We start from the raw sequence: 26544 nt of genomic DNA on the forward strand, positions 1-26544 counted from the left end.
CACGATGCACGACCGGGAGGTGCCGGTGCTCGGCCCCGCCGAGCGGCGCCGGGCCGCGCGGCATCTCCTGCTCGACGGGTTCGGCCTGGCGGCGCAGGAGCGCCTCGCCGCGTCGCGTGTGGTGGTCGTGGGCGCGGGCGGCCTGGGTTCGCCGGTGCTGCAGTACCTCGCGGCGGCCGGCGTCGGCACGCTCGGCATCATCGACGACGACGTCGTCGAGGCGTCCAACCTGCAGCGCCAGGTGCTGCACTCCGTGGCCGAGGTCGGGCGCGCCAAGACGGCGTCGGCGGCCGACGTGCTGCGCGGGCTGGCGCCCGACGTCGAGGTGATCGCGCACAGCGAGCGGCTGACCCGCGACAACGCCGAGGTGATCCTCGGCGGCTACCACCTGGTGGTGGACGGCTCGGACACGTTCGAGACGCGCTACGCCGTGTCCGACGCCGCCGCGAGCCTCGGCCTGCCCGTCGTCTGGGGCACGGTGCTCGGCTGGGACGGCCAGGTGAGCGTCTTCTGGTCGGCCGCGCCTGAGGGACGCGGGATCACCTACCCGGACGTGTTCGGCCCGCAGCCGCCCGAGGGCGAGTCCTGCGCGACGGTCGGCGTGCTCAGCCCGGCGTGCGGCGTCGTGGGCTCGACGATGGCGGTCGAGGCCGTCAAGGTCCTGACCGGCACGGGCGACCCGGCGCTGGGGCGGCTGCTCGCCTACGACGCGCGCACCTCCGGGTGGGACACGATCGAGCTGGCCCCGGCGACGTCGGACCCCGCCGCCGTCCTGACCGCCGAGGCCGTTCAGGCCGCGGAGATCGTGGAGGGGACGGCGCTCGCGCCGGCCCCGGCCGCCGCGGATCCCGCGGCGGTCCCCGGCGTGCTGGTGCTCGACGTCGGCCTGCGGCCGGGGGCCGTGCCCGGTGCGGTGTTCGCGCGGCTGGAGGACCTGGCGGCCGGGAACTTCCCGCCGGAGCTCCTGGACCACCCGGTCGACGAGCCGGTGGTCGTGGTGTGCGAGCGGGGTCTGCGGTCGCGCGGCGCCGAGCAGCTGCTCCGCGCCGAGGGGTGGCACGACGTCACGAGCCGCGCGATCCTCGGGTGAAGACCGGCCGGCCCACCTGCTGGACAGGTCACGTTCATCTGGACGTACCGGACCTTTCGCGGCCGAGACACCGCCTGCTCCTAGGTTGACGACGACCTACCCCCCAGCTCGGACCGGAGAACCTCCGATGACGATCGCCCCTGAACACCGCACGCTGCTGACGGTGCAGACGCACGCGCGCGGCAAGCGCAGCCCCGTCACGTGCCGCCTCAAGTGCAACGACGCGTGCCTACACCCCGCTCCGAACGAGAGCGCCAACGAGTACTTCAAGGACGTCGTGAGCTCGGTGCTGTCGCGCCGCGCGATGCTCGGCACGCTGGCGGTCGCCGCCGGTGCCGTGGTGATCGGTGCGCAGGGCGTCGGCGCGCCGTCGGCCGCCGCCGCGACCCTGCCCGAGGGGCGCTTCCCCGGCTACGGAGGCGGCAGCGGCCTGGCCTTCGGCGCCATCGACCCGCAGCCCGTCGACGTCGACGCGCTGGTGGTGCCCGAGGGCTACACCTGGAGCCCGATCATCCGCTGGGGCGACCCGATCCTCCCTGGCGCCCGCACGTTCGACCCGAACAACCAGTCGCCGGAGCAGCAGGCCAAGCAGTTCGGCTACAACTGTGACTACCTCGACATCCTGCCGTTCGACCTCGGCGATGAGCGCCGCGGCACCCGCGGCCTGCTCGTCTCGAACCAGGAGTACACGAACGCGGCGATCATGTTCCCGCCGACGGCCAAGTACTGGGAGACCGACGCCGCCGGCGTCGTCACCACCACCAAGAACGCCTACGCCCGCGCCATCGAGCGCGCCGCGCACGGCATGTCGGTCGTCGAGGTCCGGCGCCCGGCCCCGGGCAAGCCGTGGACCTACCAGCGGATCAGCCCTTTCAACCGCCGCGTCCACCTTGACACGGAGTTCGTCGTCGACGGCCCGGTGGCCGGCTCCGACCTGCTCAAGACTGTCGCGGACCCGACCGGCACTCGGGTGCGCGGCACCATGAACAACTGCTCGGGCGGCACCACGCCGTGGGGCACCGTCGTGTCGGGCGAGGAGAACTTCAACGGCTACTTCAAGGCCGCCGGAGCGAACCCGACCGCCGACGCCCGCTACGGCATCGGCGCGACCACCAGCTACGGCTGGGAGGCCGACGACCCCCGTTTCGGTGGCGGAGCCGGCTACGAGAACGAGGCCAACCGCTTCGGCTGGATCGTCGAGATCGACCCGCACGACCCGTCCGCGCCGCCCGTGAAGCACACCGCCATGGGCCGGTTCAAGCACGAGGGTGCAAACCTCACCGTGTCCCGCAGCGGCCACGCCGTCGCGTACATGGGCGACGACCAGGCGTTCGACTACGTCTACAAGTTCGTGTCCAAGAACCGGGTGGTCAAGGGCGACTCCGGGTGGGCCCGCGCCCACAACAAGACGCTGCTCTCCGAGGGCGACCTGTTCGTCGCCAAGTTCACGGGCGACTCGCCCGCGGCCGAGATCGACGGCTCGGGCGCGGTCCCGTCCGACGGCGCCTTCGACGGCACCGGCGAGTGGCTGCCCCTGGTGGTCGGCGGCGCCAGCAAGGTGCCCGGCATGTCCGCCGAGGAGGTGCTGGTCTACACGCGCCTCGCCGCGGACAAGGTCGGCGCCACCAAGATGGACCGCCCGGAGGACGTCGACATCAACCCGGTCAACGGCCGCATCTACATCGCGTGCACCAACAACTCGAGCCGCACCCCGGGCAACACCAAGGAGGGCGCCACGGAGCCCAACCCGCGCGACCACAAGGTCGTGAGCGGCGCTACCGTCAACGGCAACCGCGACGGGCACATCGTCGAGCTCATCCCGTCGGGCGACCAGACCTCCACCAGCTTCACGTGGAACCTGCTGCTCGTCTGCGGCGACCCCGCCGTCGAGGGCACGTACTTCTCGGGCTACCCGAAGGAGCAGGTCTCGCCGATCTCCTGCCCGGACAACCTCGCGTTCGACGCCGAGGGCAACCTCTGGATCTCGACCGACGGCCAGCCGAGCTCCAGCTCCATCGTGAAGTGCGACGGACTGTTCAAGGTGCCGGTCGCCGGCTCGCAGCGCGGGCACGTGCAGCAGTTCCTCTCGGTGCCGGCCGGCGCCGAGACCTGCGGCCCGCTCGTCGACTCCCGCGACGGCATGGTCTACGTGAACGTCCAGCACCCGGGCGAGGACGGCACGTTCGCCGCCCCGCAGTCGTACTTCCCGGACTACGTCGCCGAGGGCGTCACCCCGGAGGCCGGCGACTTCCGCGGCCCGCGCCCGACGACGGTGCAGGTCTACCGCAAGCGCTGACCTGACCTACCGCTGACCGTGAGGTAGAGCATGCGTCCGGACGCCCGCTCTACCTCACGCTCGTCCTCTCGCCGAAGTAGAGCGTGCGTCCGGACACACGCTCTACCTCGGCGTTGCGGGGTGTGCGAGATAGAGCGTGTGTCCGCACAGCGTCACACCTCGGGATGCGATTCGGGTCTCCCGGCGTTCGTAGACTTGATGACCGTGACCAACCCGCCCCCCGACGCCGCGCGCGCACCCCTGATGGTGAGCGGCGCGCACGGCGAGCCGCCGCGCGAGCCGGACGGCGCGTACCTCGACCACGCCGCGACCACGCCCATGTCGGCCGCGGCGCTCGCGGCGTTCGTGGCCGAGGCGCAGCGCACCGGCAACGCGTCGTCGCTGCACTCCGCGGGCCGGACGGCGCGACGGGCCGTCGAGGAGGCGCGCGAGACGCTCGCCGGCTCGCTCGGCGCGCGACCCAGCGAGGTCATCTTCACCTCGGGCGGTACCGAGGCGGACAACCTGGCGATCAAGGGCATCTTCTGGGGGCGCCGGGCGCAGGACACCCGCCGCACCCGGATCCTCGTCTCCGCCGTCGAGCACCACGCCGTGCTCGACCCGGCGTTCTGGCTGGCCGGCCACGCCGGCGCCGACATCGTCCTCCTGCCCGTCGACGGCGACGGCCGGATCGACCTCGACGCCCTGCGCGCCGAGCTGGCCGCCCACGCTGACGAGACGGCGCTGATCAGCGTCATGTGGGCCAACAACGAGGTGGGCACGGTCCAGCCGGTCCGCGACGTCGTGCGCGCCGCGCGCCCGTACGGCATCCCCGTGCACACCGACGCCGTGCAGGCCGTGGGTCAGACGGAGGTCGACTTCACGGAGTCCGGCGTGGACGCCATGACCGTGACCGGGCACAAGTTCGGCGGCCCGGTCGGCGTCGGCGCCCTCCTCGCCAAGCGCGACCTCGCGCTCGACGCCGTGCTGCACGGCGGCGGGCAGGAGCGCGGCGTCCGGTCCGGCACGCTCGACGTCGCCTCGATCGCCGCGTTCGGCGTCGCCGCGCTGCACGCCGTCGACTGCCTGCCGCAGCGCAGGGCCCGCCTGGCAGCCCTGCGCGACGACCTCATCGCCCGGGTGCGTGCCGCCGCGCCGGACGCCGTGCTGCGCGGCGCCGACCCGGCGTCCGGCGACCGGCTGGCGGGCAACGCCCACTTCACCTTCCCCGGCGCGGAGGGCGACTCCCTCCTGTACCTGCTGGACTCGGCCGGGGTGCAGGCGTCCACCGGGTCGGCGTGCCAGGCGGGCGTGCCGCAGCCGTCGCACGTGCTGCTCGCGATGGGGGTCCCGGAGACCGAGGCCCGCGGCGCGCTGCGGTTCACGCTCGGCGCGACGTCCACCGAGTCCGACGTCGACCGGCTCGTCGGAGCCCTGCCGCAGGTCGTGGCGCGGGCGCAGGCCGCGGGCCTGGTGTCCGGACGCGCGATCGGAGGCATGTCATGAGGGTGCTCGCGGCCATGTCCGGCGGCGTCGACTCCGCGGTCGCAGCGTCGCTCGCCGTCGAGGCGGGGCACGACGTCGTCGGCGTGCACATGGCGCTGTCCCGCAACCGCGACCAGTTCCGCACAGGATCGCGCGGCTGCTGCTCCATCGAGGACGCCGGCGACGCCCGCCGCGCGGCCGACATGCTCGGCATCCCGTACTACGTGTGGGACCTGTCCGAGAAGTTCGAGGACACCGTGGTGGCCGACTTCCTGTCGGAGTACGAGGCAGGCCGCACCCCCAACCCGTGCGTGCGCTGCAACGAGCACATCAAGTTCGAGGCCCTGCTCGACAAGGCGACGGCCCTCGGGTTCGATGCCGTCGCGACGGGTCACTACGCGCGGATCGAGACCCGCGAGGCCACGCTGCCCGACGGCGGCCGGCGGACCGTGCGCGAGCTGCACCGCTCGCCGAACGACGCCAAGGACCAGTCGTACGTGCTGGCCGTCGCCGGCCCCGAGCGGCTGGCGCGCGCGATGTTCCCGCTGGGCGGCTTCGCGTCCAAGGACGAGGTGCGTGCCGAGGCCGCGCGTCGTGGGCTGTCGGTCTCCGCGAAGCCCGACTCCTACGACATCTGCTTCGTGGCGGACGGCGACACCCGCGGCTTCCTGCAGTCCCGCCTGGGCTCGCGCCCCGGCGAGGTGGTGGACGTCTCCGGCGAGGTGGTCGGCGAGCACGACGGCGCCTACGCGTTCACGGTGGGCCAGCGGCGCGGGCTCGCGCTCGGGCGCCCGGCCGCCGACGGCAAGGCCCGGTACGTGGTCGACGTCCAGCCCGCGACGAACACCGTGGTGGTGGGGTCCGCGGAGCTGCTCAGCGTGGACCGGATCGCGGGGGAGAAGGCCCTGTGGTTCGACGGTGTGCTCCCGGCGGCCGGGCCTGCCCCGCTGGTCGAGCCTGTCGGGACCCCGTCCCCGCGAGCCGAAGAGGTCGAGCCCCCCGCCGACGTCGTCCCCGACGCCGACGGGTGGTTCGACGCCGAGGTGCAGGTCCGCGCGCACGGGGCGCCCGTCCCGGCGCGGGTGCGGTCAGTTGCACGGGCCGGGGACGCGTATGGTGACGGCGTACCGGAAGGTGCGCGACCGGCGTCGGCCGTGGAGTGGACGGACCCGTCCGCTCCCGCGATGGAGATCGAGCTGACCGGGGCGCCCTTGCGCGGTGTCGCGCCGGGGCAGTCGGTGGTGGTGTACCGCGGCACGCGCGTGCTGGGCCAGGCGACGGTCTGCCGAGCCTGGCGGGCCCCCGCGGCGCGGTAGAGCTGCGGCGTACGCCGAAACGTGAACAAGGAGAGCCGATGACTGCTGTGAGCGGGCACGGGCCATGGCCCGGTGGCGAGCGCGACGTGCTCGAGGTGCAGCAGCTGGCTCTGGGCGAGCTCGCGGAGCTGCCGACTGGCGTCGACGGTGTGCCGTTCCTGACGCAGCTGCCGGAGCGTGGTGCCGGTGCCGACGCCCTCGGGCGGACGGCGGTGCTCCTGGCCGAGATGCCCGTCGAGCTGGGCCCGCACGGCTGGAAGCTCACCGAGCGGCCAGGCGCCGACGCCCGGCGGGCCGAGGCGTTCTGGCGCGAGGATCTCGGCGCGCTAGCCGTGGCGGCGCACGGACACGTGGGCCCGATCGCCGTCGAGCTGCTCGGGCCGTGGACGCTCGCGGCCCAGCTCTGGTCGGCCCGGGGCGACCGCGTCCTGGCCGACGTCGGAGCCCGCGCCGACCTGGCCCTCGCGCTCGCCGACAGCGTGCGCACGCTGGTGTCGGACATCGTGACCCAGGTGCCCGGCGCGGAGGTGACCGTGCAGCTCGCGGAGCCGCTGCTCGGCCAGGTGCACGCCGGCGTGCTGCCGACCTTCTCCGGGTTCTCCCGGCTGCGGTCGGTCGCTGGGCCCGAGATCGTCGGCGGGCTGGAGCCGGTCCTCGCGGCGGTGCGGGACGCGGGCGCGCGGTCCGTGGTGCACCTCGGGGGCACGTGGGTAGGAGTGCCGCCGGTTGTGCTCGCCGGTGCGGACACGCTGGGGCTCGACCTGGCCGACGTCGGCCCGGGTGGCTGGAACGAGCAGGCCTGGGAGCTGATCGCCCGCGCAGTGGAGCGCGGCGTCGGGCTGTGGGCGGGCCTGCCGCCCGCGCAGATCTCGCAGTGCGCGGGGCCGGCGCTCGGGCAGCTCGCCGATCTGGTCGGCGTGCCGTGGCGGCGGATCGGCCTGCCGGCCGCGCAGCTCGCGGAGGTGACGCTGCTGGCGGCGCCCCGCAGGTCGCTCGGCTCGCTCGACGAGCACCGCGCGGAGCTGGCCAACCTCGGCCGCGTGGCGGAGTCCCTCGCGGAGAAGGCCGAGGCGTAACCGCCGTCCGTCGAAGTAGAGCGTGTGTCCGCCACCTGCGATTCGCAGTGGCGGACACACGCTCTACCTCGGCGCCGATGTGTTCGCGAAGTAGAGCCGGTGTCCGGGAGGCACCCTGTCGGCCTCCGGTGTCGCGGTCCCGTCGACGGAAACCGGCCTGAGGTTCGATCACAGTCGTTCCAGGGCTTGGAGCGCGACCACAGATCGCACGTTTTCCACAGCCCGGTTTTGCCCGGCCCCCGTCACGCATGCTCCCTTGGTGAGACGAGCCGAGTACGCAGAGAACCTGCAACGAATTGCTAGCCTCCAGCGATCCGCCGCGGACCGGTCGCTGGTCACGTCCCGGATGTACTCCGCAGATCGCGCGACCGTTCCGGAGGTTCCGGCACGGATCGCGTACTCCAGCCAGGACCGACGGCGCCTTGCCGCGCGCGTGCAGGCCGGTGACCTCGAGCGGATCAGGCCGGGCGTGCTCATGGCGCCGCTCGATGACGGGCTACGACCTCACGAAGTATCGGAGCTCTCGACGCTGCGCACCGTGCGAGCCGTGGTCGAGCGCTCACGCTCGTCCTTCTGGGTCAGCCATCAGACTGCCTTGCTCATGCACGGCTGTTGGACGTTCCGGAGTGGCACGGCGGTCCACGTGACCCATCTCAGCAACCCGAACATCGACCATGAGAACGAGACGGACGTTGTCCGGCACTGGACAAAGCTGCCTGACCGCGACCGGTGCACCCTGGGTGGAATCCCGGTCACGACGTTAGAGCGGAGCTTGGTGGACTCGATCAGGACCCTGGAGCCTGACAGCGCGCTCGTCGCCGCTGACTCGGCCTTTCGGCGTGGCGCCAGCACCGCCCTCGTCCAGCGCATCGTCGCGGAGTCCGTCGGAAAGCGCGGCGTCGCACAAGCACGGGAGACGTTGCGCAAGGCAGATCCGCGTTCGGGCTCGCCCGGGGAGTCGTTGGTCCGCTCGGCCATGCATCGCGCGAGGGACGTGAATCCGTCTCTTCAGATTCCGGTCAAGACTCGGATCGGGACATACTGGGTCGACGTCGGATGGCCAGATCTCAAGGTCGGCTTCGAGTTCGACGGGGCGATCAAATACTCCGGCGGCGCCTATGGCGACCCGGAGTCGGCCCAGCGGGAACGGGCTCGCCGAGTGCGCGCCCTCGAAGAGGCCGGCTGGCTGATCTTCGAGGTGAAGTGGTCGGACGTCGAAGATCCGGCGAGACTCGACGCCCTGGTCTACGACGCGTTCCTGTTGGGTCTCGCACACATGCGCCGCTCCGGCTGAGCCCCGCCCGGACACTCGCTCTACTTCGCCAACGAGACGACGCCGAAGTAGAGCGCCTGTCGGACGAGGACCACGAAGTAGAGCGTGCGTCCGGACACACGCTCTACTTCGCGGATGGGTGTCAGGCCGACAGGCGGTTCCAGAGGAACGTCCAGTGGGTGGCCGCCATGTACGCCGCCTGGGCGTTGTCCGCCGCGCCGCCGTGGCCGCCCTCGATGTTCTCGTAGTACGTCACGTCCTTGCCCGCGGCCAGCATGAGCGCCGCCATCTTGCGGGCGTGGCCGGGGTGCACGCGGTCGTCCTTGGTCGACGTCGTGAACAGCACCGGCGGGTAGTCCCGGGTGGCGTCGAACAGGTGGTACGGCGAGAACTTCTGCAGGAACTCCCACTCGTCGGTGTCGGGGTCGCCGTACTCCGCCATCCACGAGGCGCCGGCCAGCAGGTGCGAGTACCGCTTCATGTCCAGCAGCGGGACGCCGACGATGATCGCCCCGAACAGGTCCGGGTACTGCGTGAGCATGTTGCCGGCGAGCAGCCCGCCGTTCGAGCGGCCCTCCATGCCGAGCTGCCCGGGCACGGTGATGCCCCGGGCGACGAGGTCGCGCGCGACGGCCGCGAAGTCCTCGTAGGCCCGGTGCCGGTGCTCCTTGAGCGCCGCCTGGTGCCAGGCCGGCCCGTACTCGCCACCGCCGCGGATGTTCGCCACGGCGTACACCCCGCCGCGCTCCAGCCACGCACGGCCCACCGTGCCCGAGTACCCGGGCAGGATCGCGTGCTCGAACCCGCCGTAGCCCCACAGCAGGGTCGGCGCCGGTCCGGCCTCCCCGGAGACGAGCTCCGACCGGCCGACGACGAAGTACGGGACGCGCGTGCCGTCGTCCGACTCCGTGAACTGCTGGCGGACCTCCAGCCCGGCCGCCTCGAAGTAGGAGGGCGCGGACTTGAGCACCTCGGGCGCGGCCTCCTGCTCCCGCGGCCCGACGGCGGTGCGCGCCAGCGTCGACGGCGTCAGGTACCCGGTGGTGACCACCCAGACGTCGTCGGAGTCGACGACGTCCACCGCGCCGACGCCGACCGTGAGCAGCTCGCCGCCCACGGGCAGCTCGGAGCGGACCCACGCCCCTTCGCTGGTCGAGCTTGTCGAGACCCCGGTCTCGACAAGCTCGACCACCGGAGACGGCGGCGTCAGCACGTGCAGCAGGTTCTTCACGTCGTCGAGCACGTTGAGCACCAGGTGGTTCCGCGTCCAGGTGGTCCCGGCGAGCGACGTCGTCGGCGTCGGCTCGAAGAGGACGGCCAGGTCGCGCGACCCGGCCATGAAGTCGTCGAACCCGGCGGCGAGGAGGGAGCCGGCGCGGTAGGTCACCTCGCCGAGGGTCCAGTCGTCGCGCAGCCGCACCAGCATCCACTCGCGGTGCAGGCCGACGTTCGCCGAGTCGGGCACGTCGATCTTCGTGAGGGTCTGGCCGGGCGTGCCCACGCCCGTGGCCAGGTAGGTCTCGTTGGCGTAGAACCGCAGCGCGCGGTGCACCAGGTCGCGCTCGAAGCCCGGGGTGTGCGAGCGGGACGCGCTGATGTACATGTCCTGCTCGGTGCCCTCGTAGACGAGGGTCGCCTCGGCCAGGGGCGTTCCGCGGCGCCACCGCTTGACCTGCCGCGGGTAGCCCGACGGCGTCAGGGTGTCTGCGCCGAAGTCCGTGTACACGTAGACGGTGTCGGCGTCGACCCAGGACAGCCCGCCCTTGGCCTGCGCGCGGACGAACCCGTTCTCGCTCTGAGGCACGAACTGCTTGGTGACCAGGTCGAACTCGCGCGTGACGTCGGAGTCGGAGCCGCCGGGGGAGAGGTCGACCAGCGCGTGCCGCCGGGGCTCGCCCGCCGCGAGCTGCTCCGGCGTCGGGCGCAGGACGCTCGCGCCGTGCCAGACCCAGCTCTCGCCCTCCTGCGCCGCGAGGGCGTCCAGATCGAGGACCGTCTCCCAGTCGGGGTCGTCGGTCCGGTAGGAGTCGAGAGTGGTGCGGCGCCACAGGCCGCGCTGGTGCTCGGCGTCCTGCCAGAAGTTGTAGTAGTGCTCGCCGACCTTCGAGACGTGCGGGATCTTGTCGTCCGAGTCGAGGACCTCGCGCACCGCCCGCTCGGTCTCCGCGAAGGCTGAGCCGCCGAGGGCGGCCGCGCTGTGCGCGTTGCGCTCGCGCACCCAGTCCAGGGCGGTGGCGCCCTCGACGTCCTCGAGCCACGCGAACGGGTCGGGCGCCGTGGGGTCGAGAGGGGTGGCCGGGAGAGCGGTTCGGGGGGCGGTCTGGGTGTGCTCGGCGCTCATGAGGAGCACCCTACGCGGCCGGATGTCGCTGCGTCCGCCGTCGGACCTGTGCCACGCCCCCGCATCGCGCCCGCCCGGTTTTAGCCGTATTGTGGTGTTATTGCGTCACGAGGTCGCCTGATTCCTCAATGGCACATATTTTCGCTGGTCGCACCACGGTCCTGCCCTTCCACGGCCGGGATGCGCTGTGGTAGAAACTGCAGTCCAGGGGGTTGTTCGCCCTCTTCAGCCGAGTTCGTGGAGCACGCCGCGGTCCGCCGTGTCCGGTCTTCCCAAACTCTGACGACACAACTATTAGGGGGATCGGCTCGGTGAGCTCGATGTCTTCTTCTCCTCCGCCGAGCAGGCTGCGTCAGGTCGCACCCTGGGTGTGCGTCGCCGGCGTGCTTGCTTACGTACTCGTCGCGCCCGTTCTCTTCACCGCTACCGGGGCCACGTCCACGTGGCCCGCATGGCTCGTCGGCATCGCCGCCGTCGGGCTCGCCGTGGCGGCCGCGCTGATCGCCGCGAGGTCCTCCCGGGACGACCTCACCGCGCACGACGACCTGGTCCTCGCCTACCGCCGGGCCGAGGAGCGCGCCCAAGCGGCCTCCGTGGCGCTCGACGCCCTGGCGAAGGAGCAGCTGCCCGCGTTCCTCGACAGCGAGCCCGCGCCGCCGCTGCCGAACCTCCCGGGCAACGCCGCCGCGCAGGCCCGGCTCGACGAGGCCGCCAGCATGCTCGCCCGGGTGCAGGAGGAGCGCGTCGCCCGCCGCGACGCCGTCCAGGTCGCCGTGGTCGCCCTGAGCCGCAAGGTCCAGGCCGCCGCGCACCGCATCCAGGAGGAGGCGGCGCGCATGGTGCAGCGCCACCCCACCGACCCGGACATCCTGCAGACCTCCATGCGCGTCGACCACGCGGCGGCCCAGCAGGCCCGCCAGGCCCAGAGCCTCGCGGCCCTGTGCGGCGAGTGGCCCGGCCAGCAGTGGAGCGAGCCGCTCCCGTTGCCCGACGTCGTCAAGGGCGCCGCCAGCCGCATCACGGCGTTCCACCGGGTCGAGGTGTCGGGCGACCCCGGCGTCGCCGTCTCGGCGCGCATCGTCGAGCCGCTCATCCACCTCGTGGCCGAGCTGCTGTCCAACGCCACGCAGTCCTCGCCGCCCACCACACAGGTGCTCGTCGCACTGCGCCAGGTGCAGCGCGGCGCGGTCGTCGAGATCGACGACTGCGGTGTGGGCCTCGACCTCAAGCAGCTCGAGCAGGCGCGCGACATCGCCTCCGGCAAGCGCGAGATCAGCATCACCGAGCTGGGCGAGATCCCGCAGACGGGCCTGGCCGTGGTCGGCACCTACGCGCGCCGCCACGGCTTCCGCGTGGACGTCACCGAGTCGGTGTACGGCGGCCTGCGCGCCATCGTCATGATCCCGGCCGAGCTGACCGAGGCAGTGGTGCCGTCGGGCATGCTCACGCCGGCAGCGACCCTGCCGAGCGCCGCCCCGTCCACCGGGGTCTCGTCGCTCGGGTCCGGCCGCACCGCCACCGCCGTCGTCGAGGCGCCGCTCGCACCCGAGCTGCCCACCGCGAAGCCCGCCGACGACGACGAGTGGCCCGCCCCCGCGGCGCCCGACCCTGCGACCGTGCTCCCCGTCGAGCCGCTGAGCGAGCCCGGCGACGCGGTCGACGACGAGGAGGAGGCGCCCGTGGCCGGTGCGCACGTGAAGGCCCCCGGCGAGCTGCCCCTCCGTCCTGGGCGAGCCCGCCCCGAGGACGACGAGTTCCCCGAGCCGTCCGCTCTTCCGCAACGGCGATCGCGCCGAGGAGAGGCGGACGTGCCCGACGACAGGACCAAGGCCACGGAGCCTCGTACCGAAGCTCCTGGTCCCGCTCAGACGGCAGAAGAGGCCGGCGAGTGGATGGGCGCCTTCTTCAGCTCGAGTGAGGCGCGGTTCGGGGACTCACCTGACAGCAGCGAACCGCCGGGAGCCGGCGGAACTTCGGAGGACCGATGACTACGCAGGCCGACGGCATGACGAGCACCGACGGCAACAGCTGGATGCTCGAGCTCATCAGTGGTGTGCGGGGTGTCAAGCATGTTGTGGTGCTGACCTCGGACGGACTGATGAAGGTTCGGACGGACCAGACCCCGCTGGACGTGGCCGACAAGGTAGCCGCGGCATGTGCCGGACTGGTGGCACTGGGCATGGGAATGAGCAGGGAGTTCGGCCACAGCGAGACGATCCGCCAGGTGATGGTGGAGTTCGACGGCGGCTTCCTCTTCGTCCGGGGAGCCGGCGACGGCTCCCGCCTCGCGGTCGTCACGGAGACGGTGATCGACCCGGCGCTGATCGCCCAGCAGATGCAGGCCCAGGTCCTCATGATCGGAGAACGCACGTTGGGCACGGAGCGGATCAACAACTGATCTCGCCGAGGGCGCCGCAGCAGGAAAGCAGTACTCGAGCCCCGCTGGGCACGAGGTTTGAGGCACCACCAGCTCGACCGATACCTGACCGACCGACAGGGGGCGAGGGGATGGACACCGAGGAGTACCACGACCACCCGGTGCGTTCGTACGTGCTCACCTCGGGGCGGGCACACCCGTCGCGCAACACTCTGCGTCCGGAGACGCTCGTGCGCGCCGTCGAGAGCCGGCCCGTGCTCTCGACGGCGGGCCGGCTGGAGCGCGAGCTGGTGCAGCTGTGCCGCGGCACGCTGGCGCTCGCCGAGGTGGCGGCGTACCTGCAGCTACCCGTGAGCCTCGTGGCGGTCATGGTCTCGGACCTGGTCGACTCGGGGAACCTGACCATCCGTTCCAACCATCAAGCGCACGTCCTGCCCGGCAAGGACATCCTGGAGAAGATTCTCGATGGACTCCGCAAGCTCTGACCGCACTGTGCCCGGACAGCACCTCGCGCCGACCGTCGCCCGGTCGGTCAAGGTGCTGGTCGTCGGCGCCTTCGGGGTGGGCAAGACGACGCTGATCGGCGCGGTCAGCGAGATCGATCCGCTGCGCACCGAGGAGCGCATCACCACGGCCAGCGTGGGCATCGACCCGGGGCTGCCGAACAAGGAGACGACGACGGTCGCGATGGACTTCGGTCGCATCACCGTGACCGACGACATCGCGCTGTACCTGTTCGGCACCCCGGGCCAGCGCCGCTTCTGGGACCTGTGGGCAGGCCTGGCCGACGGCGCGGTGGGTGCGCTGGTCATGATCGACACCCGCCACCTCGAGGACAGCTTCGAGGTCCTGGACCAGCTGGAGCTGCGCACCAAGATCCCGTTCGCGGTGGTCGTCAACCAGTTCCCGGACTCGCCGAACTACCCGCTGGAGCGCGTCCGCGCGGCGCTGGACCTGCTGCCCGAGACGCCCATCGTCGAGTGCGACGCACGGGACCGGCAGTCCGCCGTGCTGACCCTGATCACCCTCGTCGAGCACGCCATGACCTTCCCGGTCTTCCAGAAGGTCAACGCGTGACGTTGGCCAGCGGACTGCATCTGCGGCTCGAGGACATCTCCGGTCGGATGCAGCTTGCGGACATCACCGCTGCCCCGGACCCGCAGGCGCTCTACGAGCAGCTCCGCGACGAGTGGGGTCCGGTCGCCCCGATGGACCTGGAGCCCGGCATCCCCGCCTGGATCGTCCTGGGGTACGACGAGGCGAGCAACGTGATGCGCAACGAGCTGCTGTTCTCGCGCGACTCGCGCAACTGGCGGTACGTCAGGGAGAGCTCCCTTCCCGCGAGCTCCGGGGTGTCCGCCGCCCTGTCCCCGCGCGAGAACGCCTACTACCTCGACGGGATGCAGCAGCGCAGGCTGCGGGCCCCGCTCGACGACGCCCTGGCCGCCGTCGACCAGAAGCGCCTGGCCCGCACCGTCGCGACGACCTGCGAGGCGATCATCGACCGCCTGATGTCGCGCGAGGAGGCGGACCTCGTGAGCGAGTACGCCGTGGCGGTTCCCGTGCTGGTCATGACCGAGCTGTTCGGCATGAGCCCGTCCGACGGGGACACGATGCACGAGCTCAGCCAGGCGCTGCACGCCGGCGGGGAGAAGGCGCGCGTTGCCGCCGTCGAGCAGGCGGAGCTGGTGGCGGAGCTCGTGGCGACGCGCCGGGCCGCGCCGGGCGAGGACCTGACCACCTCCCTGGTGAACCACCCGAGCCACGCGAACGACGCCGAGGTGATGGCCTCGATCGGGGTGATGTTCAACCTGGGGCACGACGCCGAGATCGCCTGGATCGCCAGCACGCTGCACATGATCCTGACGGACCCGGCCTTCGCGGCCCGCGTGCACCGGGGGCGGCTCGACCTGTACGAGTCGCTGGACGAGGTGTCGCGGCGGAACCCGCCCGCGCCGCACGTCCTGCCCCGGTTCGCCCGGCAGGACTGCGAGCTGGGCGGACGGCGGATCGCGTTCGGCGACGCCGTCGTCCCCGCCATCGCGGCGGCCAACGCCGACCGGGCCGTCCGCTCGGACGACCCGTGGGAGGAGCTGGGCAGCCGGTTCCACCTCACGTGGGGCGCGGGTACGCACGCGTGCCCGGCGCACCGGATCGGCCCGCTCATCGGCCGCATCGCCGTCGACACCCTGCTGCGCCGCATGCACGACATGGAGCTGATCGTGCCGGCAGACTCGGTCAGCATGTCGGTCTCGCCGTGGTCGCGTTACCCGCGCAGCCTGCCGGTCCGGTTCACGTCCCGGCCCGCCGGCGGCGGGTTCCGGTCCGAGCAGTGAGCTGACCCACGGGTGCTGGAGATTCGTTCGCGCGTCGCGGGAGACGAGACGACCTATGCGTCCTATCTCGGCCTGGACCAGGTGCTCACCGCTCAGCATCCGCTGAGCCGGCCGGAGCATCACGACGAGCTGCTGTTCATCATCCAGCACCAGACGACGGAGCTGTGGCTCAAGCTGGTGCTGCACGAGCTCCGTGCCGCGCGCGATCACCTCGACGGCGACGACCTGCCTCGCGCCCTCAAGGCGCTCGCGCGGGTGAAGCACATCCAGCGCACCCTCACCGAGCAGTGGTCCGTGCTGGCGACGCTCACCCCGAGCGAGTACGCGGAGTTCCGCGGGGCCCTGGGATCGTCGTCCGGCTTCCAGTCCTACCAGTACCGGGCCGTGGAGTTCCTGCTCGGCAACAAGAACCCGCGGATGCTGCCGGTCTTCCGTGGCGACCACGAGGCGCACACGCTGCTCGCCGGCCTGCTGCACGAGCCGACCGTGTACGACACCTTCCTGCGCCTCCTCGCACGTCGCGGTCACGCGATCCCGGCGCGGATCCTGGACCGTGACGTCACCCAGCCGTGGGTCGAGCACCCCGAGCTGATCACGGTCTTCAGGACGATCTACGAGGACCCGCACGCCTACTGGGAGCTGTACGAGGCGTGCGAGGACCTGGTGGACCTGGAGGATGCGTTCCAGCTCTGGCGGTTCCGGCACCTGCGCACGGTGCAGCGCACCATCGGCTTCAAGTCCGGCACCGGCGGCTCCAGCGGCGTCGACTTCCTCAGGCGAGCGCTCGACCTGACGTTTTTCCCCGAGCTGATCTCCGTCCGCACGGAGATAGGCACCTGAGTGGCACCGCGAGTGCCGGAAAGTAGGTCTCACATGAGAGTCACAATGCTCGCATTTACCCCTGCTCACGTAGTCTGAGGCCATGTCTGATTCGGTGACCTGGGACGACGCTGCACCTTCGTTGCAGGACGCGCTGGCGCGGGAGGAGCATCGCCTGGCGTCGAGCCGGGACGTCTTCGCGCTGATCAATCCGGACGGCCTGCTGACCTTCAAGGACGGAACGGCCCAGGAGATGCGGGAGGCGGCCGACCCGTTGCACGGGGCTGCCGCCAGGGTCACCATCGTGGACTCTCGTCATGGCGCTGTCGGGATCCGCGGATACCGGCCGGAGGTCGCCGGGCACCTGCCGGAGGAGTACCCGGTCAACCCGGTAGCCCGGCGGGTCCGGGCGGCTCTGGCGGCAGGGGCCGGACAGCCGATCCCGGACGAGGAGCTGCGCGGCAACCTGGCGCTGTGCACGGTGGACGTCGACGGCAAGACCGAGGTGGGGCTGACCGGCTGGCAGCAGCAGCTCATCCGGGTCGCCCACCACGCCGCGCACGCCGCCTCGGGGTGGCTGTCCTCGTTCCGCATCGTGGGCAGGACCGGGGAGGCAGGGGCCAGCACCGTGTACCTGCCGGGGCTCCGCGACCCGATGAGCGCGGACAGTGCACGACTCGCGGCCCATCTGCTGACCCAGGTCGCCGACTCCTCCGACGACGACAGCTCGCCCGCCCTGCGGCGGGGCTGGTAGCCGCCGTGACCGCTATGGCGATCGGGCGGGAGAGCGCGGACTCGGGCGAGGGGCGGACCGCTGCCCTGCTGAGCCGTCTGCGTGAGCAGGAGGAGCGTCCGGCGCTGGTGGGGTACCTGCCGCTCGGGTTCCCCGACCTCGAGCGCAGCATGGAGGCGCTGTTCACGCTGGCCGACAGCGGCGTCGACATCATCGAGCTGGGGATCCCGTACACGGCGCCGGTGATGGACGGGATCGTGATCCAGCAGGCGTCCCAGGTCGCGCTGGAGGCCGGGACCCGCGTGGGGCACCTCTTCGAAGCGGTGCGCCGGCTGCGCGAGCACGCACCGGAGGTCGAGGTGCTGGTGATGACCTACTGGGACCCGGTGGCGACATACGGCGTGGACGCGTTCGCCCGCGACCTGGATGCTGCCGGCGGGGCGGGGCTGATCACCCCGGACCTGGACCCCGGCGAGGCCAGGGAGTGGGTCGCGGCGAGCGACCGGCACGGTCTGGACCGGGTGTTCCTGGTGGCGCCGAGCGCGCGGCGGGGGCAGCTGGCGGCCACGGCCCGGGCGTCGCGGGGGTTCGTGTACGCGGCCTCCACGATGGGCGTCACGGGGACCCGCGCCACGGTCGGTGAGCGGGCCGAGATGCTCGTCAGGGACACCCGGGCCGCGGGCGCGACGCACGTGTGTGTCGGCCTGGGCGTCTCCACCGGCGATCAGGCGGCCGAGGTCGGGCGCTGGGCCGACGGCGTCATCGTCGGCTCGGTCCTGGTGCGTCCGCTGCTGGAGGACGCCCCGTGGGCCCGACGGCTCGAGAACCTGTCGGACATCACCCGCGAGCTGGTCTCCGGTGTGCGGCGCGCGCGCTCGACGGTGTGGGCGGACCCCGTCACAATGCTGGAAGAGTCAGCTCATACCAGCGCGAAAGGACCCGAGATGGCCAGCACCCTGTCGTTGCCCGGCGACGACGAGGAGATCCGCAACAGCTTGGAAGTCGCGATCCGGGCTCGCGAGATCTCTGACCCGGAGGTGGACATGGTCCTCAGGCTCCTGGAAGAGAATCCCGGCCGGTTCAGGTCCTACCAAGAGGTCTACGCCAAGGTCCACGCGGCCACGATCAGCGACTGACGGCGGTCGAACCGCCCGCCTGCGATCCGTGCTGCCTGCGGCGGGCGGTGCCGGGGTTCAGGTGGCGCGCGCCCGGTAGGCGCTGATGAAGGCGTAGGCGCTGGTGCGGTTGACCGGGAACTGGTAGGAGCCGTCGTCGATGACCGGCGTGGTGTAGCTGATGAGGTGTCCTGGCCAGGTCAGCCCCCAGGGGACGACGGACCCGATCACGCCGGAGACGATGTTGGGCTCGGCGGCGACTCGCGGTGCGGAGGGGTAGGCGGCCGCCGCGTCGTCGTCGGCACCAGGGACTATCGCCTGCCGGGCGCGACGCTCCGCGCGGGACTGGTTCACCCGGTAGGCGCGGATGAAGACGCAGGCGCTCTCGGGCGTGACGTGCGAGGTGACCGAGAGCTGGGCGGAGCCCGGGTCGTCGGTGACCGGCGTCGTGAAGGTGATGTGGTGCGCGGGCCGCTTGCGTCCGGGGGCCACGACCGACTCGACGGTGCCGGCCACGAGACCGGGCGCGGGGCCGGCCAGGTAGACCAGTGCGGTGTCCCCGGGCTGGACGTCGTCGAGGACGTCGACGACGTCGATGACGTCGACCGGGGCGTAAGCGCCCGGCGTGTGGCCGGGACCCGCCAGATAGATCAAGGCCGTGTCCCCGGGCTGGAGCTCTTCGACGACGTCAACGACGTCGACGGGCACGTCGGTCATGGGGCCCTCCGATCGGTCTGGGTGTGACATGGCTCGACGCGAGCACCGGAGGTGGGTTGTTCCGGTGTCGCTGAGGGTGCGTGCGGTCTGGGGCGGTGGCCTCGGTGCTGCCGCTGGTGACGGTCTCAGGCGGACGCGGCCACCTGGGCCCTCGCGATCCTCTTCTTGAGCTGGGCCAGCAGGCCTGAGTAGGCGCCCGGGTTCACGGGGAGCAGCCACTGCATCGCCCGGGTGCCCGGCGAGACGTCGATCCCGATGTCGGAGAGCGTCTCGTCGATGTTGTGCAGGGAGAACGGCAGGACGTTCGTGCCGCGGGCGTGCCTGCCGTCGGTGCGTTCCTCCATCCACCGCACTCGTTCGGCGACCAGTGCCTGACGTTCCTTGACGGGCGGGAGGCCGAGCGCGCCGCCGAGGTAGGCCCCGACCCACAGCGCGCCGACCTCGGCCGACAGCGGGCTGAAGAACGAGGAGTTGTAGCCGGCGAAGGTCAGGTTGGGCACGTCATGGGGCAGGATCTGCCGCCACAGCTGGAAGTTGCCCCGGGGGTCGAGGAGCCGCTTGGTGACGACGTCGCCCAGGAAGGGGACGCGCTGGTTGAACCCGGTCCCGCAGACGACGACGTCGGCCTTCACCGACGCGCCGTCGGACAGCTCGGCGAAGGGCTGGTCGTCGGTGATGACGAACCGGTCGATCTGGGTGTCGCGGTGCACCGCGATGGTCCCCGCGGCGACCTGCTCGTAGAACCCGTCGGTGGACAGCGAGACGGTGCTGCGGGCGATGTCGGAGAACTCGCCGCGGGGCACCAGGCCGAGCTTCTTCAGCCCGAGCTGGGACGTCACCACGGAGCCGACCCAGTCGACCAGCCCCTGCCGGACGGCGCTGCCCGGCCCGTGCAGGAAACGCTCCATGAAGCTGCCCTGCGTCTGGTACCGGAACAGGTTCTCGCCCAGCCGCGTCAGCAGGAGGTACTTGAAGTTGAAGGCGCCCGCGATCCTCTTGGGCATCTTCCACAGCAGGTTCCGTGCGACGACCGTGGTGCTGGCGGCGACCTGCCCGATCTCGGCGGCGATGTCGCAGGCGGACTTGCCGTAGCCGACGACCACGACGTGCTTGCCCCGTACCGACTCGACATCGGTGAGCTGGCTGGAGGCCACCAGGCGCCCACCGGACCGGACGAGATCGGGGTAGCCCTCGAAGCGGGGCAGCACCGGGTCGGAGAAGATCCCGTTGGCGATCACGAGGTGGTCGAAGTGCTCGGCGGGGCGCAGCGAGGCTCCGGCGGGGCGGACCGTGACCATCCAGCCGTCATCACCCGGAGTGGGGACGACGTGCACCACCTCGGTGGACAGCCGCAACGAGGGCTCGAGCCCGAAGGCCCGCACGTACCGCTCGAGGTAGGCCTGGACCTGCTCACCCGTGGGCCACTCCGGGTAGTCCTTGGGCATCGGCATGTCCGAGAACGCGTAGGACTTTCGGTTGTTCTGGGTGCGCAGGCCCGTGTAGCGCCGGGTCACGCTCCACACACCGCCGACGTCGGGCGCCTTCTCGAACACGACGACCTCGTGCCCCAGCTCCCCGAGCACCCTGGCATGGGCAATTCCTGCAAATCCTGCTCCGACGACAGCGATCCTCAACGCCTACCCCTTTTTCATCCAGGTGCCAGATGCGACGACTCGGGCAATCCGGTCGAATCGTAACCTCTCGCAGAGTCCAGAGCGAGAGGCGGGGGTGCACGCCCACCACGATCGTCGGTGTCCTGATCGTGGGATCTACGGTGCCTACAGCGCTGTCGGTCCGCCCGCGTGCCGGACATCTGCGCGTGACCGCTCGGATGTCAGTGGTTCAGTCCATGATTGTGTCTGTGAGCGAGACGACAGGCATCCCGGGACAGACCGCGACCACGGGCGACGAGACCGCGGTGGGCGACGAGGCGACGGCGCAGCGCCGGTGGGCCGAGCTGGTCGCCCGGATCGAGGAGGACCGGCGGGCGTACTTCGAGCAGGACGCCCCCGTGTCCTCCGACGCCGAGTACGACGCGCGGATGCGCGAGCTGCAGGCGCTCGAGGCCGCCCACCCCGCGCTGGTGACGCCGGAGTCGCCCACGCAGAGCGTCGGCGGCGCGGCGGCCGCGGGGTTCGCGACGGTGGAGCACATCGAGCGCATGCTGTCGCTCGACAACGCCTTCCGCACCGAGGAGCTCGCGGACTGGGCGGACAAGGTGCAGCGCACCCTCGGCACCGACAGCCCCGGCCTGCTGTGCGAGGTCAAGATCGACGGCCTGGCCATCTCCCTGGTGTACGAGAAGGGCAAGCTGGTGCGCGGCGTGACCCGTGGCGACGGGCGCGCGGGCGAGGACGTGACGGCCAACGTGCGCACCATCGGCTCGATCCCGCAGCAGCTCGACGGCGACCCGGCCGAGCACCCGGACCTGATCGAGGTGCGCGGCGAGATCTTCATGACCACCGCCGACTTCGCGGTGCTCAACGAGAAGCTCGTCGCGGCGGGCATGGACCCGTACGCCAACCCCCGCAACACCGCCGCCGGTTCGCTGCGCCAGAAGGACCCGGTGGTCACCGCGAGCCGCAACCTGCGCATGTACGCCCACGGCGTGGGCACGCTGCAGTGGCAGGCCGGCGAGCACGAGCCGCTGGCGCGGCAGTCCGACGCGTACACGCTGTTCGCGCAGTGGGGCATCGCCGTGTCCCCGCACAACCGGGTGGTGCCGGGCCTGGACGGCGCGCTCGAGATGATCGACTACTTCCGCGAGCACCGGCACGACATCGAGCACGAGCTCGACGGGATAGTCCTCAAGGTCGACGCCCTGGAGCAGCAGCGCCGGCTCGGGTCGACCAGCCGCGCGCCGCGCTGGGCCATCGCCTTCAAGTACCCGCCGGAGGAGGTCAACACCCGGCTGCTCGCCATCCAGATCGGCGTGGGCCGCACCGGCCGGGCCACCCCGTACGCCGTGATGGAGCCCGTCAAGGTAGCGGGCTCCACGGTGCGCCAGGCGACGCTGCACAACCAGGACGTGGTGCGGGCCAAGGGCGTGCGCATCGGCGACGTCGTGGTGCTCCGCAAGGCGGGCGACGTCATCCCCGAGATCCTCGGGCCGGTGGCCGCGCTGTCCGGCGACGGCTACCCGCGCGAGGACTTCGTCATGCCGGCGAACTGCCCCGCATGCGGCACGCCCCTGCGCCCGATGAAGGAGGCCGACGTCGACCTGCGCTGCCCCAACGCGAAGTCCTGCCCGGCGCAGGTGCGCGGGCGGGTCGAGCACATCGGCTCGCGCGGCGGCCTCGACATCGAGGCCCTCGGCGAGGTCACGGCCGCGGCGCTGACCCAGCCCGACGTGCCGGACACCCCGCCCCTGGTCACCGAGGCCGAGCTGTTCTCGCTGACGCTCGACCAGCTTCTCCCCATCGAGGCGGTGGTCCGCGACGCGGAGACAGGCCTCCCCAAGATGGACGACGACGGCGTAGCGCGCCGGCGGGCCCCGTTCCGCCGCAAGCTCTCGTACGGCAAGGCGCAACGCCTCGCCGCCGAGGAAGCCGGCGAGACCCTGCCGGAATGGGCCCCGTCAGCCAACGCGACCAAGCTCCTCGACGAGCTGGAGCGCGCCAAGACGAAGGACCTGTGGCGCATGCTCGTCTCGCTGAACATCCGCCACGTGGGGCCGGTGGCGGCGCGGGCGCTCGCGGGCTGGTTCGGCTCTGTGGACGCCATCGAGGCGGCGTCCGAGGCCGAGCTGGCCGCCGTCGACGGCGTCGGGCCCGTCATCGCCGCGGAGATCAAGGCGTGGCTCGAGGTGGACTGGCACCAGGAGATCCTCGCGGCCTGGCGCGCGGCGGGAGTCCAGCTCGCCACCCCGGGGCATCCGGGCCCGGCGGCGATGGCCGAGGCCGACACCGAGCCCACCGGCCCGCTGGCAGGCCTCACCGTCGTGGTGACCGGCTCGCTGGTCGACTTCACGCGCGACGGCGCCAAGGAGGCCATCATCGCCGCGGGTGGCAAGGCCTCCGGGTCGGTCTCGAAGAAGACCGACTACGTGGTGCTGGGCGAGAACGCCGGGACCAAGGCGGCCAAGGCCGAGGCCCTGGAGATCCCGACCCTGGACGAGGACGGTTTCAAGGCGCTGCTGGAGGGCGGGCCGGAGGCGCTGTGAGCCGGTAGCTCACCGCCGCCCCGGCAGCGCCTACACGTTCGGGGCTGGCCCGCGCCCATCTCGCGGCCTGTGCGCCTGCGGCACGCCTGAGCACAAGTGCGCTTCTACCCAGTGATTCGGTCCGAACCTCTCAAGCGTTTTGGGCCTGATCACTGGGTAGAAGCGCACTTCGGCGTCCTGTCCAGCGATCCAGGCACCGCGCCCACAGGGGCGCCGCGCGATAACGGTGAGCAACTGACAACTTTTGCTTGACGGCCGACAGAAGTCCTCGTAGGTTCTAGCCGCAAGGTCAACGCCGACCGAGGAGAGCTCATGCGACAACGTGGAACCACAACCCGCGCGAGACAAGCAGCCGCAGGCGCGACCGCCGTGGCACTGACAGCGGTGATGCTGGCCGGGACAGTCCCCGCCGCGTCGGCGGCGGACGACCTGCCGCCGCAGGAACCGGGCGTCACCCTGCGGACCTACGACCTGGCGCGCGACCTGAGCGAGCTGTGCACGCTCCGCTCGGGCCAGACGCCGAACGTCGACCGGCTCGCCCCGACCATCGACTACTCGACGGACGCCGACTTCGGGATGAGCGAGCACTTCATCGCGCACGCCCTGGCCAACCTGACCGTCCCGGCGGACGGCAACTACGAGTTCCGGCTCACCAGCGACGACGGCTCGCGCCTGGTGATCGACGACACCGTCGTCATCGATCACGACGGCCTGCACGGCGCCGAGCCGAAGGACGGCACGGTGGCCCTCACCGCCGGAGTCCACGACCTGAAGGTGGAGTACTTCGAGAACGGGGGCGACAACGTGCTGCGGCTCGAGTGGCGCCCGCCGGGCACCGCCGACTTCGTCGTCGTCCCGGCGAGCGTCCTGAGCACCGAGGCCGGCGTCGTGCGGGTGACCGCCCCCGGCACCAAGTACTGCGAGGGCCAGGACGAGTCGGCGGGCGACGGCATGCGCCTCGACTCCGTGTACCCGGGCTACACGCTCACGGACCTGCGCCCCGAGGGCTTCGAGCCCATGGTCGCCGCGCTCGACTGGACCGATGACGACCGCCTCGCCGTGGTCACGTCCGGCTCGGTGAGCCCCGGCGGCTGGGTCGAGGACCCGGAGCCGGGCGAGGTCTTCCTGCTCGACAACGTGACGGGGGAGACCTCGAAGGACCAGGTCACGGTCGAGAAGGTCGCCACCGACCTGTTCAACCCGATGGGCGTGGCCGTGATCGGGGAGTCGATCTACGTCTCCGAGCGCGACGGTCTGACCGAGCTCACCGACCCCGACGGCGACGGCTTCTACGACGACCACCGCACGGTGGCCGAGTGGCCCTTCGGCGGGAACTTCCACGAGTTCGCCTTCGGCCTGCTGCACGACGACGACTACTTCTACGTGAACCTGTCGGTCGCCATCAACAACGGCGGCGCCACCACGGACCCGCAGCCGGCCGGGAACCGCGGCACGGCCATCCGGATCGACCGCGAGACCGGCGAGGTCGAGTACGTGGCAGGCGGCCTGCGCACGCCGAACGGCATGGTCAAGGGCCCCGACGGCGAGCTGTTCGTGATGGACAACCAGGGCGCCTGGCTGCCCAGCTCCAAGCTGGTGCACATCGAGCAGGGCAAGTTCTTCAACCACTTCACCAACCCCGCGGGACCGTACGACGACCAGCCCGTCTCCGCGCCGGCCCTCTGGGTGCCGCAGAACGAGATCGGCAACTCGCCGAGCTCTCCGGTGCAGCTCGAGGAGGGCCCGTACGCGGGCCAGCTCGTGTTCGGCGACGTCACCTACGGCGGCCTGCAGCGCGGCTTCCTCGAGAAGGTCGACGGCGAGTACCAGGGCGCGGTGTTCCGGCACTCGGCCGGCCTGGAGGCCGGCGTCAACCGTACGGTCGTCGGGCCCGACGGCGCCCTGTACGTGGGCGGCATCGGCGAGGGCGGCAACTGGAGCGAGCCGGGCAAGCTGCGCTACGGCCTGCAGAAGCTGACGCCGAACGGCCAGGACGCCTTCGACATGACCGAGATGCGCGTCACCAGCAAGGGTTTCGAGGTCGAGTACACGCAGCCGCTGTCGGAGGAGACGGTGGCGAAGGTCGCCGAGAACCCGAACGCCGCGTTCCGGATGGACCACTGGCGCTACGTGCCCACCCGCACCTACGGCGGGCCGAAGGTCGACGAGCGGCCGCTGTTCGTGGCCGGCGCCAAGGTCTCCCGCGACCGCACCAAGGTCACGCTCACCGTGGACGGGCTCGAGCCCGGCCGGGTGGTGCACCTGCGCAGCCCGCGCCCGTTCGCGGACGCCGAGGGCAGGGAGCTGTGGAACACCGAGGCCTGGTACACGCTCAACGCGATCCCGGACTACACGCCTCCCGCCGAGCGCGGGTACCTCGAGGCGGAGGAGGCCACGCTGCGCGGTTCGGCGAACGTGGCCACCGAGCACAGCGGCTATTCGGGCACCGGCTTCGCCGCCGGGTTCAACGAGGTGGGCGCCTCGGCGACCTTCACGGCGTCGGCCCGCCGCGGGGGCGACCAGCCGGTGAGCCTGCGGTACTCGAACGGGCCCAACCCTTATCTGGGCACGAAGACGGTGTCGGTGCTCGTCAACGGCCAGGAGGTCGAGCCGTGGGCGCTGGAGTCGACCGGTGACTGGAAGACCTGGGCGACCGTGACGCGGGACCTGCCGCTACGCAAGGGCACCAACACCATCACGCTGCGCTACGACGCGGAGGACGACGGCAACGTCAACCTCGACGTCCTCAAGGTTGGTGCCGGCAGCCCGGACATCTGCCGGCCGGAGCGGTACGAGCGGGGCTACCAGGCCCTGTTCGACGGCACCCTGGCGTCCCTCGACGAGTGGCGCCTGGCCGGCGCCGGATCGTTCGGCCGCCAGAGCGACTGCTCGATCCGCAGCACCGGCGGCATGGGTCTGCTCTGGTACACCGGTCAGGAGCTGGGCGAGTACAGCCTCAAGCTGGACTGGAAGCTCCTCAAGGACGACAACGGCGGCATCTTCGTCGGGTTCCCCGACCCGGGCAACGACCCATGGGTCGCCGTCAACCAGGGCTACGAGATCCAGGTCGACGCCAGCGACGAGCCGGACCGCACGACCGGCTCCATCTACACCTTCCAGGGCGCCGACCCGGAGGCCGTGGAGCGGGCGCTGAACCCGGTGGGCTCCTGGAACTCCTACGAGATCCGGGTGGTGGGGCAGACCATCAAGGTGCTGCTCAACGGGGTGCTGGTGAACGACTTCGTCAGCACCGACCCCGCGCGCGACCTCGCCCAGGGGTACATGGGCCTCCAGAACCACGGGGCCGGCGAAACCATCTACTACCGCGACGTCCGGCTCAAGAACCTGAGCTGACCCGCCCGCCGAAGTAGGTTCCGCGAAGTAGAGCGCCTGTCCGGGTCTCCCTGGCAACACCAGGGAGACCCGGAC

General features: G+C 71.5%; 19 protein-coding genes. 16 read left to right on the forward strand and 3 right to left on the reverse strand.

What is annotated here, in order from left to right; genetic code table 11:
- Positions 1–4 precede the first annotated feature (4 nt).
- The 6 genes from ACFT2C_RS14260 to ACFT2C_RS14285 all read left to right on the forward strand — a co-directional run bounded on the left by ACFT2C_RS14260 (position 5) and on the right by ACFT2C_RS14285 (position 8536).
- The gene (locus ACFT2C_RS14260; RefSeq protein ID WP_377207712.1) at positions 5–1090 is read left to right on the forward strand and encodes a ThiF family adenylyltransferase; all 1086 of its coding nucleotides are present in this window, start codon (positions 5–7) and stop codon (positions 1088–1090) included.
- 127 nt (positions 1091–1217) lie between these two features.
- Positions 1218–3386: a PhoX family protein gene (locus ACFT2C_RS14265; RefSeq protein WP_377207713.1), complete on the forward strand. Its 2169-nt coding sequence runs from the start codon at positions 1218–1220 to the stop codon at positions 3384–3386.
- 243 nt (positions 3387–3629) lie between these two features.
- Complete coding sequence (locus ACFT2C_RS14270) at positions 3630–4871, forward strand: cysteine desulfurase family protein (RefSeq protein ID WP_377207729.1); 1242 nt, start codon at positions 3630–3632, stop codon at positions 4869–4871.
- Entirely contained in the window at positions 4868–6166 is a 1299-nt protein-coding gene (mnmA, locus tag ACFT2C_RS14275; RefSeq protein ID WP_377207714.1) for a tRNA 2-thiouridine(34) synthase MnmA, read from the forward strand. Before ACFT2C_RS14270 ends, mnmA begins: the two co-directional genes overlap by 4 nt.
- 38 nt (positions 6167–6204) lie before the next feature.
- Complete coding sequence (locus ACFT2C_RS14280) at positions 6205–7242, forward strand: hypothetical protein (RefSeq protein ID WP_377207715.1); 1038 nt, start codon at positions 6205–6207, stop codon at positions 7240–7242.
- A gap of 259 nt (positions 7243–7501) precedes the next feature.
- A complete protein-coding gene (locus tag ACFT2C_RS14285; RefSeq protein WP_377207716.1) occupies positions 7502–8536 on the forward strand; it encodes a hypothetical protein in 1035 nt (344 codons plus the stop codon).
- A gap of 121 nt (positions 8537–8657) precedes the next feature.
- Here ACFT2C_RS14285 and ACFT2C_RS14290 read toward each other — a convergent pair whose 3' ends face one another.
- Positions 8658–10856, reverse strand: coding sequence for a prolyl oligopeptidase family protein (locus ACFT2C_RS14290; protein WP_377207717.1), 2199 nt, complete (start codon positions 10854–10856; stop codon positions 8658–8660).
- 383 nt (positions 10857–11239) lie between these two features.
- Here ACFT2C_RS14290 and ACFT2C_RS14295 point away from each other — a divergent pair, with 383 nt between their 5' ends.
- The 8 genes from ACFT2C_RS14295 to trpA all read left to right on the forward strand — a co-directional run bounded on the left by ACFT2C_RS14295 (position 11240) and on the right by trpA (position 18257).
- The gene (locus tag ACFT2C_RS14295) at positions 11240–12844 is read left to right on the forward strand and encodes an ATP-binding protein (protein ID WP_377207718.1); all 1605 of its coding nucleotides are present in this window, start codon (positions 11240–11242) and stop codon (positions 12842–12844) included.
- Complete coding sequence (locus tag ACFT2C_RS14300; protein WP_377207719.1) at positions 12841–13254, forward strand: roadblock/LC7 domain-containing protein; 414 nt, start codon at positions 12841–12843, stop codon at positions 13252–13254. Before ACFT2C_RS14295 ends, ACFT2C_RS14300 begins: the two co-directional genes overlap by 4 nt.
- Before the next feature lie 110 nt (positions 13255–13364).
- Positions 13365–13718 (forward strand): DUF742 domain-containing protein, encoded by a 354-nt coding sequence (locus tag ACFT2C_RS14305; RefSeq protein ID WP_129789316.1) that lies wholly within the window; start codon positions 13365–13367, stop codon positions 13716–13718.
- A 55-nt stretch (positions 13719–13773) separates the two neighbouring features.
- On the forward strand, positions 13774–14310 hold the full coding sequence (locus ACFT2C_RS14310; RefSeq protein WP_377207730.1) for an ATP/GTP-binding protein: 537 nt from the start codon (positions 13774–13776) through the stop codon (positions 14308–14310).
- Positions 14307–15569 carry a cytochrome P450 gene (locus ACFT2C_RS14315; protein ID WP_377207720.1) on the forward strand — a complete coding sequence of 421 codons (1263 nt, stop codon included), beginning with the start codon at positions 14307–14309 and terminating at the stop codon, positions 15567–15569. Before ACFT2C_RS14310 ends, ACFT2C_RS14315 begins: the two co-directional genes overlap by 4 nt.
- Before the next feature lie 12 nt (positions 15570–15581).
- Positions 15582–16409, forward strand: coding sequence for a tryptophan 2,3-dioxygenase (kynA, locus tag ACFT2C_RS14320; protein ID WP_377207721.1), 828 nt, complete (start codon positions 15582–15584; stop codon positions 16407–16409).
- 82 nt (positions 16410–16491) lie between these two features.
- Positions 16492–17142, forward strand: coding sequence for a hypothetical protein (locus ACFT2C_RS14325; RefSeq protein ID WP_377207722.1), 651 nt, complete (start codon positions 16492–16494; stop codon positions 17140–17142).
- 14 nt (positions 17143–17156) lie between these two features.
- Positions 17157–18257, forward strand: a complete 1101-nt coding sequence (gene trpA, locus ACFT2C_RS14330; protein WP_377207731.1) for a tryptophan synthase subunit alpha — start codon at positions 17157–17159, stop codon at positions 18255–18257.
- A 57-nt stretch (positions 18258–18314) separates the two neighbouring features.
- On the opposite strand, the gene ACFT2C_RS14335 is transcribed toward trpA, so the two are convergent.
- Together ACFT2C_RS14335 and ACFT2C_RS14340 are read right to left on the reverse strand one after the other, a co-directional pair.
- Positions 18315–18953, reverse strand: coding sequence for a hypothetical protein (locus tag ACFT2C_RS14335; protein ID WP_377207723.1), 639 nt, complete (start codon positions 18951–18953; stop codon positions 18315–18317).
- 125 nt (positions 18954–19078) lie between these two features.
- The gene (locus ACFT2C_RS14340; protein ID WP_377207724.1) at positions 19079–20587 is read right to left on the reverse strand and encodes a flavin-containing monooxygenase; all 1509 of its coding nucleotides are present in this window, start codon (positions 20585–20587) and stop codon (positions 19079–19081) included.
- Positions 20588–20802: 215 nt separating this feature from the next.
- Here ACFT2C_RS14340 and ligA point away from each other — a divergent pair, with 215 nt between their 5' ends.
- On the forward strand, positions 20803–23115 hold the full coding sequence (gene ligA / locus ACFT2C_RS14345) for an NAD-dependent DNA ligase LigA (RefSeq protein WP_377207725.1): 2313 nt from the start codon (positions 20803–20805) through the stop codon (positions 23113–23115).
- A gap of 369 nt (positions 23116–23484) precedes the next feature.
- Positions 23485–26469 (forward strand): family 16 glycoside hydrolase, encoded by a 2985-nt coding sequence (locus tag ACFT2C_RS14350; RefSeq protein ID WP_377207726.1) that lies wholly within the window; start codon positions 23485–23487, stop codon positions 26467–26469.
- Positions 26470–26544: the final 75 nt, after the last annotated feature.

The organism is Promicromonospora sp. NPDC057138 (genome assembly GCF_042670845.1).
Lineage (GTDB): Bacteria > Actinomycetota > Actinomycetes > Actinomycetales > Cellulomonadaceae > Promicromonospora.